Genomic DNA, 15269 nt, shown 5'->3' with positions numbered 1-15269 from the left:
GGGGCGGCGGGCGGCGGCCGCCGTCGGGCCAGAAGTGGCTCCGGACCGAGGCGACTCCCCCGGTCGAACACGAATTCAGGCTGGCCACGGTCGCGGCAACCGACCGGGCGCGGAATTCCGGCCCGGCGAAGCCGACCGGCGACGCGCAGCCTGAATTCGTGCGCGAGGGGTGGGGCTCAGCGGTCGGGGGTGACCGCGGTCTTCGGGCCGTCCACGAGCGACAGCGGATCGGCGATGTCCTCGAGCGACTTGCCCGCGGCGCTCACGCCGAAGACGCCCGAGATCACGCCGCCGACGATCATGACGACCGAGCCGAGCACGTACCCCCAGAACAGCGGCTCGCGATCTGTGCCGTCGCCGATCAGGGCGCCGTACAGCGCCGGCGCGACGGCGCCGACGAGCTGACCGATCGAGAAGACGTACGAGATCACCTGGCTGCGCAGCTCGAGCGGGAAGATCTCGCTCACCGTCAGGTACGCCGCCGAGGCGCCGGCCGACGCGAAGAAGAACGACGCGCACCAGAAGGCCGTGTGCGTGGCCGCGTTGAGCACGCCCGCCTGGAAGAGGAACGCGCTCACGAGCAGGATGAGCCCCGCGAGCACGTAGGTGCCGAACAGCATCCGCCGGCGCCCCCACGTGTCGAAGAAGTGCCCGAGCACGAGCGCCCCGGCGAGGTTGCCGATCGCGAAGATGATGAAGTACTGCGACGCCGACGCCGGCGGGGTGTCGTAGAAGTTCTCCAGGACGAGTGCGTACGTGAAGAAGATCGCGTTGTACAGGAACGACTGCGTCACCATCATCGTCACGCCCACGAGCGTGCGCCGCGGGTACTTCTGGAACAGCACCTTCGCGATCACGAGGAACGGCACCCGGCCGTACTCCTTCACGGTGATCGCCTTGGACTCGTCGACGGGCTCGATCGTCTTGCCCTCGCGCCGCAGCCGCTCCTCGATCTCGTCGACGTTGCGCTCGGCGGCGTCCTCCTGCCCGTGGGTCATCTGCCATCGCGGGCTCTCGGGGATGTGCCGGCGCAGCCAGATGATCAGCAGACCCAGGATCGGGCCGAGGAAGAAGCTGAGGCGCCAGCCGAGGTCCTGCGGGAGGATGTCGGTGTTCAGGAAGAACACGTTCGCGACGGCGCCGAGCGCCGCGCCACCCCAGTAGGTCCCGTTGATCGCGATGTCGACGCGCCCGCGGTATTTCGAGGGGATGATCTCGTCGATCGCGGAGTTGATCGCGGCGTACTCGCCGCCGATGCCGGCGCCGGCGATGAAGCGGAAGATGTAGAAGAACCACGGCGCGAACGCGAGACCCGCCACGGCGCTGCCGATGAGGTAGACCGCGAGGGAGATGATGAAGAGCTTCTTGCGTCCGAGCCGATCGGTGAGACGCCCGAACACGAGCGCACCGCACACTTGGCCCAGCAGGTACGCGGTGCCGGCGAGGCCGACCTCGAACGAGCCCATGCCCAGGGTCTTCGCGTAGCCGTTGGCCGCGACGATCTGGACCTCGAGCCCGTCGAGGATCCACGAGAAGCCGAGGCCCACGACGATCATCCAGTGGAACCGGGCCCACGGCAGCCGATCCATCCGCGCCGGCACCAGCGAGCGCACTTCCTTCACCTGCAACCCGGACGACGACATCGAGGCTCCCTCCCGCGCGGGCATACGTCGCTCGCACCGGGAAACGTTCTACTCCTCGCACAGCGCCGGACGGGCCGTCTTGACCGACGGGGAGGTCGAGGAGTACAGCGGTGACGTCGATCGCGTAGTCGCACCTCGCGCCTCCGACGCACCGGCGGCCGACGCCGTGGTGCCGGATGAGACGGTCGTGGACGCCGGCGAGTGGGGAGTCGTGCGCTACACGTCCACCGAGGGCGACGCCACGATCGTGGCCGTGAAGCCGACCGGGGTCGCGGCGGGCGAGCCGGGTGCGCTCGGCGATGTCATGGCGCCCGGAGTCCACGACCTCGACAGGGCCACGCCCTACTACGTCAGCTACGTGTGGGCCCCCCTCAGCGGTGACGCCGACTTCAGCCCGGCGCAGGATCTGGTCGCCGGCTCCCCTGCCGACGCCACGACGCTATCGGTGCCCCGGGAGCTCGCCCTGTGCGATCCGCCCGCCGCTCACGACTACGGGGCGGGACTCGGATACGAGCAGCGCGGCTGCGCGGTCGTCGCCTCGACGGCGGGCCCGCCGTCGTCCCTCGTGTTCCAAGGCCCCGAGGGCAGCAGCGCCGGAGTGACGTTCACCCTGCCCGCGCCGTAGCCGCGTCAGGAGTCGAAGCCGACCCCGAGCCACCCGGCGGCGCGCAGCAGCAGTCCGTCCTTGCCGCCGTTTCGGTCGGATGCGGCGACCGCGCGCCGCATCGCCTGGATGAGCGGGTACGCCACGGGCTCCGGCGGGATCGGGATCGGCAGCCGGCGCGCCATCCGCAGTCGCGTGCGCGCGGTGTCGCGACCCTCCAGGAGGTCGAGCATCGTCTCGGCGCCGAAGCGCGTGGCGGCGACGCCGAGCCCCGTGTAGCCGGCGCTGTAGGCGACGCGCCCGCCGTGCGCGGCGCCGTGGAAAGCGACGAGCTGCGTGGACATGTCGATCATCCCGCCCCAGCGGTGCGTGAAGCGGATGCCGTCGAGCTGCGGGAAGGTCGAGAGGAAGTGGTCGGCGAGGCGCTCGAACGATGCCGCGCGCTCGTCCTGCGACGGACGGATGCGGCGGCCGCGGTGGTAGATCGCGTCGTAGCCGCCGAACAGGATCCGGTCGTCGGCGCTCTTGCGGTAGTAGTGGAACTCGCGCCCGGAGTCGGTGATGCCGTGGCGGCCCGTCCAGCCGATCGCGTGCAGCTGCGCCGCCGACAGCGGCTCGGTCATGAGCACGTAGTCGTAGATCGGCACGGTGAACAGCCGGCGGCTCGGCAGCAGCGACGGGAAGCCGTTCGTGGCCAGCGCCACACGGGCGGCGAGGATGCGGCCGCGGGGCGTGTCGACCTCGACGCGGTCGCCGTCCCGCCGCAGGCGCAGCGCCGGCGTGCCCTCGTGCACGACGACACCGAGCTCCTCGGCAACCCGCGCGAGCCCCCACGCGAGCTTCGCGGGGTGCACGTACGCGGTGCCGTGCTCGGCCATGAGCCCGGCGCGGTACAGCGGCGAGCCGCCCACGGCACGCAGCGCCTCGCCCTCGAGGAAGACGCCCTCGCCGGCGTCGGCGGCCTCGCGCAGCCACGGCACCTGATGCGGCTCTGTCGCCACGGTGAGCTCTCCCGCGCGCTCGAACTCGGCGTCGATGCCGTAGCGCTCGATCGTCGCGGCGAGCGCCTCGAAGTTCTCCTCGGCCAGTCGGTCGAGGATCGGCAGCTCGTCGGCGAAGTGGCGGCGCCCGTTGTCGGCGCCGTGGGTGAGGCTCGCCTCGACGAATCCGCCGTTGCGGCCCGACGCCGCCCAGCCGATGCGGTGGCCGTCCACGAGCACGACCCGGCGGCCGGGGTCGCGCTCCTTCGCGATCAGCGCGGTCCACAGCCCGCAATAGCCACCCCCGACGACGAGCAGATCGGTGTCGAGGTCGTGCGCGAGCGCGGGGCGAGCCTGCGGGCGGTCCGGGCTGTCGAGCCAGAACGACACCGGGCGCGCGTCGGCGAACGACGCGTTCAGCGCCGCGGGGTCGTGCCGCAGATCGTGTCCGTATGCCGTGACGTTCGACATGTCCACCAGTGTGGCCCGTCCGCGCCGCATTGACACCCCCGTGCGGCACCGTCTGGAATGGACGGATGACGAACGCCCCGCTGCCGGCGCCCATCGCGGCCTTCATCGACGCGACCAACGCCGGCGACTCGGAGGGGTTCGTCGCCGCGTTCACCGACGACGCGGTGCTCGAGGACTGGGGCCGCACGTTCCACGGGCGGGGCGGCGCGGCGGCGTGGAACGCGAGCGACAACATCGGCCGGCGCTCGCACTTCGACGTCGTCGACTGGCACCCCGGCCCCGAGCCCGACACGTACGTGGTCACCGTCACGGTGCGCGGCGACGGCTACAACGGCACGAGCCCCATCACGTTCGCGGTGCGCGACGGGCTGATCTCGCGCATGACGATCGCGCCCGAGTGACCCCGGCTCACTCCGCGAGCGCGGCGACCTCCGCCATGACGCGCGGGTGCGCGAGGATGCGGAAGTGCCCGCCGGTGTCGAGCTCGACGTTCTTGGCGCCGGGGAGCATGCTGCCCTCGGGGATGTGCGGGTCGAAGCGCCCGTAGACCGACACGATGCGCGCGTTGACGGCCGTTTCGTGCGAGAGGGCGCGGATCGTCGCATCCGTCGGCGACAGGCTCCGCAGCGTCCGGCCCCACATGAGCCGCGCGTAGCGCGAGCCGCCGAACGGCGCCGCGACCGCCACCATGCCGCGGATGCGCCCGGCGGCGTCGCGCCGCAGCATGGCGGCCTTCCCGACGAGTCCGCCCTTGCTGTGGGCGACGAGGACGACGTCGTGCAGGTCGCGCTCGCGCAGCTCCTCGGCGACGAGGCCCGCGAGCTCGGCGACGGGGGCGCCGTTGCGTCGCGCGAGGGCGACCACGTGCACGGGATGCCCGCGCGCGTGCAGGGCGACGATGAGCGGCTGCAGGAAGCGCCACGTCTCGTAGACGCCCGGCAGGATCACGATCGGCGTGCCCGCGCCGGCCTCGAGCGGCACGGGGTCGGTGCGGTCGACAGCCGCGCGCAGCTGCCAGACGGCGGCGTAGGCGTAGTCGCGCACCCACCACGCCGCGCGCTGCGCGAGGCGGCTCACCCCCGCTCCCCCGCGTCGGGAGCGATCGTCGCGGCCCACGCCGACAGCGCCGCGGCGAGGGTGCGCGGCGCGCTGTGCTGCACGTTGTGCGCGTGCCCGGGCACTTCGACCAGACGCGCGGATGCGGCGGCATCCCGCATCCGCCGGGCCCACCGCGCTCCGGCGATCGGGTCCCGCCCCCCGCGCACGACGAGGATGGGCGCGGCCACCTCGGCGATGGCGCCCGCGGCGTCGTACGCGAGCATGTGCCGGAGCTGGGCGGCGTACCAGCCCGTGCCGCACCGTGCGTAGTCGGTCAGGACGAGGAGGTTCGCCCCCGGGGTTTCGCGCAGCGTGTCGACGAACAGCGCGGCGGCCTGGGCGCGGGCGGTGCGGTGACGCTCGTCGGCGACCGGTCCGATCAGCGCCGCACCGGCGACCAGCTGCGGGTGACGCGCCGCGAGCGCCGTCACCCACTGGGTGCCCATGGACTGCCCGACGACGAGCGCGCGCGGCACGCCGAGCGTCCGCAGGGCCTCGGCCAGTGCGTCCGACATCGCCGGGATGCCGAGGTCGCGCCGCGGGCGCGGCAGCCCGCCGAACCCGGGCAGGTCGACGGCGTGGACGGTCTCGCCGCGCGCGGCGAGCGTGCGGTGCAGCCGCCGGAAGTAGCGGTGCGACATGCCGATGCCGTGCACGAGCACCCACGGGCGACGCCCGTCGCGCCCCGCCGACGAGTGCACACGCACGACGAGATCGCCGACGGGCACGTCGCGCAGCTCGGGTTCCATGGACGCTCACGCTAGCCGCGTCGCGCGACCCGGGCGCCGGGGGTTGCGCCGGCCGCGCGGCATCATCGCCCGTCGGCGACGGTCGGTGTCAAGCATCGCCCGGCATCGGATCGGCGGCGGTATCGTCGGGCACACCGGGTCGGACGAGGACGGGAGGACCGCGGTGGAGGAGCCGGTCGAGCACGAGGTGGTGGAACGCGGCGTGGCCGAGGAGACCGCGGGCGAGGCGGTCGAGGAGAGCGCCGCTCCCGAGATCAGCTACGACGAGCAGCGCTACCCCGCGCGTCCGCGCCGCCTGCGCCCCCGCGATCAGCTGCGCAGCGGGGCGCTCCGCCGCTTCGCGACCGATCCGCGCACCGCGAACGGATCGAACCCCGCGTACGTCGAATGGCTCGTGCGCCAGTCGATGCTCAAGGACGCCGACGTGCTCGGCCGCCAGCTCTCCGGCCAGCCCTCGATGTGGCGGAACCCCTACGCCCGACCCGACGCCCGGCGCGCGATCGAGACGAGCGACGTGTGGTTCACGGCCTATCCGATCTCGCTCATCACGCGGCCCGGCGTCCCCTTCCTCGACGCGCTCGGCGACGAGGCGCTATGGGAGGCGTTCGAGGCGATCGGCATCACCGGCATCCACACCGGGCCCGTCAAACGCGCCGGCGGCATCACCGGATGGCAGCAGACCCCGAGCGTCGACGGCCACTTCGACCGCATCAGCACGCAGATCGACCCCGAGTTCGGCGACGAGGCCGCCTTCCGGCGCCTCGCGGACGTGGCCGATGCGCACGGCGGCAGCGTCATCGACGACATCGTGCCCGGCCACACCGGCAAGGGCGCCGACTTCCGCCTGGCCGAGATGGCCTACAAGGACTACCCCGGCATCTACCACATGATCGAGATCCCGCCCGAGGACTGGGGGCTGCTCCCCGAGGTGCCCGAGGGCCGGGACTCCGTCAACCTCGACGCCGAGCGCGAGCGCGAGCTGAGCGAGCGCGGCTACATCATCGGGGAGCTGCAGCGCGTCATCTTCTACACGCCGGGCGTGAAGGAGACGAACTGGAGCGCGACGGCGCCCGTGACGGGCACCGATGGCGTGGAGCGGCGCTGGGTGTACCTGCACTACTTCAAGGAGGGTCAGCCCTCGATCAACTGGCTCGACCCGACCTTCTCGGGCATGAGGCTCGTGATCGGCGACGCCCTGCATTCGCTCGGCGACCTCGGATCGAGCGCGCTGCGGCTCGACGCGAACGGCTTCCTCGGCGTCGAGAAGAGCGCGGAGGGCCTGCCGGCATGGTCGGAGGGGCACCCGCTCTCGCAGGCGGCGAACCACATCATCGCGGGAATGGTGCGCAAGGTCGGCGGCTTCACGTTCCAGGAGCTGAACCTCACGATGGAGGACATCCGCGACACCGGCGCCGTAGGCGCCGACCTGTCGTACGACTTCGTGACGCGCCCGGCCTACCACCACGCCCTCGCCACCGGCGACACCGAGTTCCTGCGGCTGACGCTCAACACGTCCCTCGAGCTCGGCGTGGAGCCCGCGCAGCTCGTCCACGGGCTGCAGAACCACGACGAGCTGACGTACGAGCTCGTGCACTGGGCCACCACGCACCGCGACGACGTCTTCCCGTTCCGGCACGGCGAGATCACCGGCGGCGACCTCGCGCGTCTCATCCGCGCCGAGCTCACGCAGGTGCTCACCGTCGACGCGGACTACAACCTGCCGTTCACGCAGAACGGCATCGCGTGCACGACGACGTCGCTCATCGCGGCCGCGCAGGGCCGCCCGACGCTCGAGGACATCGTCGACGCGGATGTGGCCGGCATCCGCGAGGCGCACCTGCTGCTGGCGAAGTACAACGCGTGGCAGCCGGGCGTGTTCGCGCTGTCGGGGTGGGACCTCACCGGCACGCTGACCCTGCCCGCCGACGACGTGCGCTCGCTCATCGCGTCGGGCGACACGCGGTGGATCGAACGCGGTGCGCACGATCTGCTCGACGTCGCCCCGGATGCGACGCGCTCCGTCGCGGGCATGCCCCGGGCGCGTTCGCTGTACGGCTCGCTGCCCGCGCAGCTCGACGACCCCGGCTCGTTCGCGCGCCGACTGCGCGGGCTCCTGGACGTGCGGCGCGAGCACGGCATCGCGGTCGCGTCGCAGGTCGACGTGCCACCCGTGGCGCATCCGAGCATGCTCGTGCTCGTCCACCGCCTCGACGGCGGCGACCGCCGGCAGGAGGACGCGCCCATCCAGATCACGGTGCTGAACTTCTCGCCCGAGGAGATCGACGGCACCGTGCGGTCGGAGTGCCTCGAGCCGCGCAGCGAGGTCGTCGACGGCGAGACGGGCGAGGCCGTCGGCCGCGTCGACGACCTGCAGAGCTTCCCGCTGCACCTCGCGCCCTACGAGGGCCGGTTCCTCCTGCTCACGCCGCCCGACCCCGAGTCGGACGCGCATCCGGTGACCCGGACGATCCCGATCATCCGCCCCGAGGACTGAGCGCAGCCCCGCATCTGGCGTGAATCGGCGGCTACCCGGGCAGGGGTAGCCGCCGATTCACGCAACTGGGTCAGGCGAGCGACGCGGCGAGGGCGCGCGCGCCGCGGACGGCGATCGCCACGCTCATGAGCGTCGGGTTCACGGTCGTGGCGGTGGGGATCGTGCCGTTGCCGCCCACCCACAGGTTCTCCACGCCCCACACGCGCGAGTACGCGTCGGCGACCGACGTGCCGTCGTCGGCCTGCCCGATGCGCGTCGTGCCCTGGTAGTGCAGGCTCGAGCCCGCCGGGAGCAGGCGCGGGCCCGCGACGAACGCGCCCAGGGCCGCACCGGCCCGGCGCAGCCGCTCGGTCGCCTCGTCGATCTCGGCCTGCTCGGCGTCGGTGAGCGCGTACTCGATCGTCATGTTCGGGAAGCCGCGGTAGTCCCGCTCGTCGTCGTCGAACGTGACGCCGTCCTCCACGCGCGGCCGCTTGCGCATGCCGTAGCCCATGTTGACGTAGCCCCACTTGTTGCCCGCGTGCGGGTTCGACGGGTCGAGCTCGAACGGCGGGCGCTCGGCGTACATCACCTGCAGCGAGTACGGGTGGCCGGGCTCGGAGAAGGGGATGCGGTTGACCGCCGCCACCGGGTCGGCGGCGTTCTGCGCGCGCCGCTCCAGCTCCTCGGCCAGCTGCTCCTCGGTCGCGTGGCGCGACATGCGGTCGGCGTCGAGGGCGACGGTGCCGATGACGACCGGGTGCTCGGTGAGGTAGCGGCCGAGGGCGGCGGGGCGGATGCCCGAGGCCCACAGCAGCTGCGGCGTGCGGAAGGCGTCGGCGGCCACGACGACCGCGTCGGCCGCCACGGTGCGCGTCTCGCGCGTGCGCAGGTCCTCCACGACGACGCCCGTCACGCGGTCGCCGTCGCGCACGACCTCGCGCACGAGCGAGAGGTCGTGCAGCTGGAACCGACGCGACAGCGGCGAGTCGGCGTCCAGCAGCGGGCCGAACACGGCGTCGGCGCCGGCCCACACCATCGAGCCGTCGGGCTGCGGGTCTCCGGCGACCGGAAGCGTGCCGACGCCGCGGCCCTCGGGGAGCTCGGCGCCGAACTCCTCGTCGAGCAGCGCACGGATCGCGCCGCCGATCGGGGAGTCTGCGAACGCGGCCGACTGCGCGTGCAGCAGGGTCTCCGCCCGCCCGATGAGCGTCTCCCACTCGTCGTCCGGGATGAACGAGATCTTCTCGGACTGGTGCGGGCGCGGGATCGCGCACGTCCAGTGCGCGCCCATGCCGCCGACGTTGGTGGATGCGGCAGCGGCGGGGAAGCTCGGAGCGTGGCCGCTGCCCTCCCCGCCGAAGTCGATCAGGTGCGTGCCGCCGCGGGCGGTGAACATGCCCTCCACGACGACGCCGGCCGGCAGGCCCAGCGATTCGCGATGCGCGCCGGCCTGCGGGCCCTGCGACATCTCGCGGGCGCGCTCCTTCTCCTCCGGGTCGGCGATGTTGCGCACGCTCTGGCCGGGGACGGGCGTGAGCTGCGGCCCCGCCTCGAACATGACGACGCGCGCCGTCGGATGGTTCTCCAGCACCTCGCGCGCGTAGGCGGCGCCGATCGGGCCGCTTCCGACGACGACGACGGTCGGGGTGTCGGTCATGGGTTTCTCCTCGATACGGGGGCCGCGTCAGCGGTCTGGGGTTCGGTGGGGGTCTGGGGTTCGGTGGCGGTCTGCGGGTCGGCAGGAGCTGCGGCGGGCATCTCGTCGGAGAGCCGGCCGCCAGGGAGCAGCACGGCCGCGACGATCCCCAGCGCGTACACGACCGCGAGGGCCAGGAAGATCGGTGCGAACACGTCGTGGTAGACGCCGGCCACCGCGTCCTGCACGGCGCCGGAGGCGGTGTGGACGCTCTGCGGCGTCAGGGTCGCCGCATCCAGGCCCGCCGGCAGCGCCAGCGCCACGCCGAAGCCGACGACGCCCCCGATGACGGCGGTGCCGAGCGTCGAGCCGACCTGGCGCACGAGGTTCGCGGTCGCGGTGACGATGCCGAGGTCTTCGCGGGGAGCCGACGACTGCACCAGCGCGAAGATGAGGTTCATGAAGGCGCCCGTGCCGATGCCGACGACGGCCATGACGGCGGCCGGCACCCACAGCGGCAGCCCGACCGGAAGCACCGCCATGACGAGGAGACCGCCGGCGGCCAGCGCGGTGCCGGCGATGGGGTACGGCCGGTAGCGACCGGTGCGCGAGACGAGCGACCCCGTCACGAGGTTGCTCACGAGCATGCCGAGCACCGTCGCAATCGGCACGATGCCCGAGACCGTGGCGCTCGTGCGGTAGGCCATCTGGAAGTAGGTGGGCAGGAAGCTCGTGATCGCGAACAGCCCGGTGCCGATGATCGTCGACAGTGCGAGGCATGCCGCGATCGTGCGGTTGCCCAGGAGCGGCAGCGGGATGATCGGCGCGGTCGTACGGCGCTCGACGAAGGCGAAGGCCACGAGGCACGCCGCGGCTGCGGCGAAGCACAGCAGCGACGCGACGAGGAGCCCCTCGCCGACGGCGGTGACCCCCAGCACGAGGGCGAGGAGGGCGCCGCTGAACAGCACGGCGCCGGCGACGTCGAAGCGCGGATGCGCGCCGCCGGGCAGATGCGGCACGGCGACGAGGGCCAGGGCGAGGGCGGCGACGCCGACCGGCAGGTTGATCCAGAACACCCACGGCCAGCCCCAGAAGTCCGTGATGAGACCGCCCAGCACGGGTCCGAGCACGATCGCGATGGGGAACGCCGCGCCGATGATCGCCATGTAGCGCGGGCGCTGCCGCGGGCTCGTCACGCGCGCGATGATCGTCTGCGACATCAGCTGCAGCCCGGCGGAGCTGAGGCCCTGCACGACGCGGGCGGCGATGAGCCACCCGAGCGAGGGCGCGAGCCCGCACACGAGGGAGGCGGCCAGGAACAGCGCGAGCGACGCGAGGAAGACGCGCCGGGGCCCCAGCACGTCGCCGAGCTTGCCGAGGACGGGCAGCATCACGGTGGCCGACAGCGTGTAGCCGACCATGATCCAGCTCATGTGCTCGAGGGCGCCGAGTTCGCCCGCGATCGTGGCGAGTGACGTCGAGACGACGGTGTGGTCGAGGGCGCCGAGGAACGACACCGTGAGGAGGGAGACGACGAGAAGGCGCAAGCGCACCGGTGACAGAGTCATGCGAAGGGTGCCCGATCGATCGGGCCGTCGACGCGACGGAGTGTGCCGCCGCGGCCCCTGCGCCCCGGCGATCGGACCCTGAGCGGGCCCCGACGTCAGTGTCATCGTATCACTTCTGTCGGAATCAGTCGGAAGAATCCCGCAGGCGATCCGACAGCACCTTCGCTCCGGCCGACGAGGCCTGACCACCGTCGACGGTGAGCTCGGCGCCGCTGACGAAGCGCGCGGCATCCGAGAGCAGGAACTCCACCGCCGCCGCGACGTCGTCCGGCTCGCCCGTCCGCTCGAGCGGTGTGATGAGCCGCTGCGCCGTGCGCATCGCGTCGGGCGCCGACGCCGTCATGTCCGTCTCGATGAAGCCGGGGTGCACGATGGACACCCGGATGCCACGGGGTCCGAGCTCGCCCGCGGCGGCGTGGGTGAGCCCGCGCAGACCCCATTTCGACGCCGTGTACGCCACGGGGTAGTGGCCGCTCAGCGCCGCGACCGATCCGATGTTGACGATCGACGACCCCGCCGCCATGAGCGGCGCGAGCGCCTGGATCGCCAGCAGCGGCCCGGTGAGGTTCACCGCGAGCACCCGCTCCCACGCCGCCCGCTCCACCTCGCCGACGCGCGCCCGATGCGTGATGCCCGCGTTGTTCACGAGGCCCCGCACCGGGCCGTGCCCGTCGGCGCGCAGCTCGTCGGCGAGCGCGCGCCACGCGGCCTCGTCGGCGACGTCGAGCGCGCGGTACCGCACTCCGGGCACGCCGAGCTCCGGCGCGTCGTCGAGGTCGACGGCGACCACGCGCGCTCCCGCCGCGGTCAGGCGCTGCACCACGGCGAGACCCTGGCCGCGCGCGCCCCCGGTGACCACCACCGTGCGGTCGCGCAGGCCCTCGCTCATGCTCCGGCGTCGTCGCGGTGTCGCCGGCGCGGGCGGGGCCGGGCCGCGTGCACCGGGGGCGCGGGCGCCGGCTCGCCGACCGTGCCGGAGAGCTCGCCGAGCCCTTCGACCGTGAACGAGACGACGTCACCCGGCTGCAGCGGCGGGGGTGTGAGGGCGCCGCGGCGTCCCCACAGTTCGCCGAGGCACCCGCCGTTTCCGACGGTGCCCGAGCCGAGCACGTCGCCGGGTACGACGCGCGCGTTGCGCGACGCGTACGCGACGAGCTCGGGGAAGGGCCAGCCCATGTTCGACACGAGGTCGTCGCCGACGAGCTCGCCGTTGATCCGCGCCTCGGCGCGCACTTCGAGGAAGCCCTCGGCGTCGAGGTACTCCGCCATCTCGTCGGCCGTGACGATCCACGGGCCCAGCGCGGTGCCGAAGTCCTTGCCCTTCGCGGGTCCGAGGCGCACCTTCATCTCCCGCGCCTGCAGATCCCGCGCCGACCAGTCGTTCATGATCGTGTAGCCGAAGATGTGGCCGGCGGCCTCCTCGGGCGCGAGGTTCACGCCGTCCGATCCCTCGACCGCGCCGAGGACGACCGCCACCTCGAGCTCGAAGTCGAGCCGCTCCGTCTCGGGAGGGGTCACGCTCTGCCCGGGGCCGAGGACCGTGTGGGGGTTCGTGAAGTAGAACGTCGGCGCCTGGTACCACTCCGGCACGACTTCGCCGCGCCCGTCGACGGAGGCGCTGATGCCCTCGACATGCTCCTCGAACGCGACGAAGTCGCGGATGGCCGCGGGGACGACCGGCGCGAGCAGCTCGACGTCCGCGAGGGCGGTGCCCGGCTCGCCCTCGACGCGCGCGGCGAGTCCCGCGACGGCCGGCAGGCCCTGCGACAGGACGTGCGCGACGGTCAGCCCGTCGGGGAACGGCACGACGCGGTTGCCGATGACGAAGCCCTCGCCGATGTCGGCGCCGTCGCGCCAGCGCGCGATCCTCATGCGTGCACCTTCGCCTCGAGCAGCGCGTCGGCGTTGCCACCGAGGATCGCCGCGACCACGTCGGCGTCGAGGCCCGCATCGCGCACGAAGGCCGCCGGGTCGTCCAGTCCCATGTCGAAGGGGAAGTCGCTGCCGAGCACGACCTGCGACGCACCCGCGATCTCCACGAGGGCGCGCAGCGCACCGGCGTCGTGCACGACGGTGTCGAACCACAGCCGCCGCAGGTACGTCGACGGCGCGTGCGCGCACCCGTGCGCCTCGGGGCGCACGTGCCATGCGCGGTCGCTGCGCCCGATCGCGGTGGGGAGGTAGCCGCCGCCGTGGGCCGCGACGAGGCGCAGCTCGGGGTGCCGGTCGAGGACGCCGGCGAAGATCAGGTGCGACAGCGCGACGGCGTTCTCGACCGGCTGCCCGACCGTGTTGGACAGGTAGAAGCGATCGAGCCGCTCGTCGAGGCTGCATCCGAAGGGGTGCAGGAACACGACCGCCTTCAGCTCCGCGGCGCGCGCCCAGAACGGCTCGAGCCGCGGGTCGGACAACTCGACGTCGCCCGCGAAGGAGGAGATCTCCACCCCCGCGAGGCCGCGGCCGAGCACGGCGTCGTCGAGGTACTCCACGATCCGGTCGGGGTGCTGCAGCGGCACGACGCCGAGGCCGGTGAGCCGGTCGGGCGCCTGCGCGACGTGCTCGGCGACGAGCCGGTTCGTCTCGCTCGCCACCCACACCGCGAGCCCCTCCGGCGCCCACGGGTAGAAGTGGTTGGGCGACACGCTCACCCACTGGCGGTCGACGCCCCGCGCGTCCATCGCCGCCAGACGCACCGAGACGTCGGTGAGCTGCGGGATCCGGGCGCCGACCATCGCGCCCGAGGCCTGGAGACTCGCGACGCCGTTGCGGCGACGCTCCAGATCGGCGGCCTCGGCGACGAGCTCGGGGGCGCGCCGCTCCACCTCGGCGTGCATGCCGGGAAGCAGCACGTGGGCGTGCACGTCGGTGACGCTCATGCCGGCACCGCCATCTGCTGTGCGATGCCGAAGATGAGTCCGCCCGCGTCCGCGTCGCGGTCGCCGTCGATCTGCCACTGCCCGAGCTGCACGGACGCCTGCACGACCGCGGTGGCGCGCGGGATCCGCCGCGCGTGGAAGGTGTCCCACAGCTCCTGGTCGAGCGCGTCCCGCTCGACCAGGAGCTCGCTCAGCACCGCGGCGTCTTCGAGCCCCTGCGGAGCGCCCTGCGCGATCGTGGGAGGGCACGAGTGCGCCGCGTCGCCGATCACGACCACCCGGCCACGGTTCCACGGCGCATCCACGATGTGCTTCGTGAACCACGTGTAGTTCGCTGCGGCGCCGCCTTCGAGGTCGGCCCGGATGCTGTTCCAGGGCCCGTCGTACGCGCGCGACTCCTCCACCATGATGCGCGTCGCCTCGTCGGCGTCGACCGCGGTGCGATCCTGCGCCTTCTCGACGAGGAAGGCGTACATGCTGTTCGCGCCGGTCGGGGTGTAGCCCGCGATGTAGACCGGGCCGCCGTAGTAGAGCTCGCTGCGCTCGACCTCGGCGGGCCGGGACACGAAGGTGCGCCAGATGCCCATGCCGGTCGGCTCGGGCTTGGTCGTGATGCCGATGAGCTCGCGCACCGTGCTGTTGATGCCGTCGGCGCCCACGACGAGGTCGAACGTGCCGGCCGGTGTTCCGTCGACGACGAGCTCGACGGCCTCGTCGGTCTGCGTGATCGCGGTGACGCGGCTTCCGAAGTGGAAGCGCACGCCGGCGCGCTGCGCGTGCTCGAAGAGGATGCGGGCGAGCTCGGCGCGCGGCATCCCCATCGCGGAGGGGTAGTCGGGGCCGCCGGTCTTGACGTCGGGCAGTGACGCGACGATCGGCGCGCCGGGGCCGGGAGCGCGCAGGTTCAGCCCCTCGAAGGCGTAGCCGGCCGCGCGGATGTCGTCCCACGCGCCGAGCTGGTCGAACACGCGCAGGGCGTTGCCCTGCAGGGAGATGCCCGAGCCACCCGTGCCCAGTTCGGGCTTGGCCTCGAAGAGGTCGACCTGGACGCCGGCCTTGGCCAGCTGGATGCCGGTCGCGAGTCCCGCGACTCCGCTTCCGACGATCGCGACGGTGTTCACTGCGGTCATGGACGAAACCTCACTGTTCCGGTTCGGGGAGGGTGGAT

13 protein-coding genes are annotated in these 15269 nt (G+C 72.8%); 3 read left to right on the top strand and 10 right to left on the bottom strand.

The genetic code is table 11. The features are described 5' to 3' along the window. Positions 1–176: 176 nt before the first annotated feature. Positions 177–1643, bottom strand: coding sequence for an MFS transporter (locus tag EI169_RS02400; RefSeq protein ID WP_125130656.1), 1467 nt, complete (start codon positions 1641–1643; stop codon positions 177–179). Between the two features lie 79 nt (positions 1644–1722). Here EI169_RS02400 and EI169_RS02395 point away from each other — a divergent pair, with 79 nt between their 5' ends. Next, complete coding sequence (locus EI169_RS02395; RefSeq protein WP_125130655.1) at positions 1723–2268, top strand: hypothetical protein; 546 nt, start codon at positions 1723–1725, stop codon at positions 2266–2268. A gap of 5 nt (positions 2269–2273) precedes the next feature. Here the strand turns inward: EI169_RS02395 and EI169_RS02390 are convergent, their stop codons facing one another. After that, the gene (locus EI169_RS02390; RefSeq protein ID WP_125130653.1) at positions 2274–3698 is read right to left on the bottom strand and encodes an FAD-dependent oxidoreductase; all 1425 of its coding nucleotides are present in this window, start codon (positions 3696–3698) and stop codon (positions 2274–2276) included. A 65-nt stretch (positions 3699–3763) separates the two neighbouring features. On the opposite strand from EI169_RS02390, the gene EI169_RS02385 reads away from it, so the two are divergent. Beyond that, positions 3764–4099, top strand: coding sequence for a nuclear transport factor 2 family protein (locus tag EI169_RS02385; RefSeq protein WP_125130651.1), 336 nt, complete (start codon positions 3764–3766; stop codon positions 4097–4099). Positions 4100–4106: 7 nt separating this feature from the next. Here the strand turns inward: EI169_RS02385 and EI169_RS02380 are convergent, their stop codons facing one another. Continuing rightward, the gene (locus EI169_RS02380; RefSeq protein ID WP_125130649.1) at positions 4107–4775 is read right to left on the bottom strand and encodes an alpha/beta hydrolase; all 669 of its coding nucleotides are present in this window, start codon (positions 4773–4775) and stop codon (positions 4107–4109) included. Beyond that, complete coding sequence (locus tag EI169_RS02375) at positions 4772–5545, bottom strand: alpha/beta fold hydrolase (RefSeq protein ID WP_125130647.1); 774 nt, start codon at positions 5543–5545, stop codon at positions 4772–4774. Before EI169_RS02375 ends, EI169_RS02380 begins: the two co-directional genes overlap by 4 nt. Before the next feature lie 187 nt (positions 5546–5732). Here EI169_RS02375 and treS point away from each other — a divergent pair, with 187 nt between their 5' ends. Beyond that, the gene (gene treS / locus EI169_RS02370) at positions 5733–8039 is read left to right on the top strand and encodes a maltose alpha-D-glucosyltransferase (protein WP_125133286.1); all 2307 of its coding nucleotides are present in this window, start codon (positions 5733–5735) and stop codon (positions 8037–8039) included. Between the two features lie 70 nt (positions 8040–8109). Here the strand turns inward: treS and EI169_RS02365 are convergent, their stop codons facing one another. The 6 genes from EI169_RS02365 to EI169_RS02340 form a co-directional block, all read right to left on the bottom strand. Continuing rightward, positions 8110–9678, bottom strand: coding sequence for a GMC oxidoreductase (locus tag EI169_RS02365; protein ID WP_125130645.1), 1569 nt, complete (start codon positions 9676–9678; stop codon positions 8110–8112). After that, the gene (locus tag EI169_RS02360) at positions 9675–11225 is read right to left on the bottom strand and encodes an MFS transporter (protein ID WP_125130643.1); all 1551 of its coding nucleotides are present in this window, start codon (positions 11223–11225) and stop codon (positions 9675–9677) included. The genes EI169_RS02365 and EI169_RS02360 overlap by 4 nt, the downstream gene beginning before the upstream one ends. 124 nt (positions 11226–11349) lie before the next feature. Further along, positions 11350–12114 (bottom strand): SDR family NAD(P)-dependent oxidoreductase, encoded by a 765-nt coding sequence (locus EI169_RS02355; protein ID WP_125130641.1) that lies wholly within the window; start codon positions 12112–12114, stop codon positions 11350–11352. Continuing rightward, complete coding sequence (locus EI169_RS02350) at positions 12111–13097, bottom strand: fumarylacetoacetate hydrolase family protein (protein ID WP_125130638.1); 987 nt, start codon at positions 13095–13097, stop codon at positions 12111–12113. The genes EI169_RS02355 and EI169_RS02350 overlap by 4 nt, the downstream gene beginning before the upstream one ends. Continuing rightward, positions 13094–14101, bottom strand: a complete 1008-nt coding sequence (locus EI169_RS02345; RefSeq protein WP_125130637.1) for an amidohydrolase family protein — start codon at positions 14099–14101, stop codon at positions 13094–13096. Before EI169_RS02345 ends, EI169_RS02350 begins: the two co-directional genes overlap by 4 nt. Continuing rightward, a complete protein-coding gene (locus EI169_RS02340; RefSeq protein ID WP_125130635.1) occupies positions 14098–15231 on the bottom strand; it encodes an FAD-dependent oxidoreductase in 1134 nt (377 codons plus the stop codon). The genes EI169_RS02345 and EI169_RS02340 overlap by 4 nt, the downstream gene beginning before the upstream one ends. Between the last annotated feature and the right edge of the window lie 38 nt (positions 15232–15269).

It is taken from the genome of Microbacterium sp. 10M-3C3, assembly GCF_003931875.1.
GTDB lineage: Bacteria > Actinomycetota > Actinomycetes > Actinomycetales > Microbacteriaceae > Microbacterium.
This window is presented reverse-complemented; position numbering and strand designations above follow the sequence as displayed.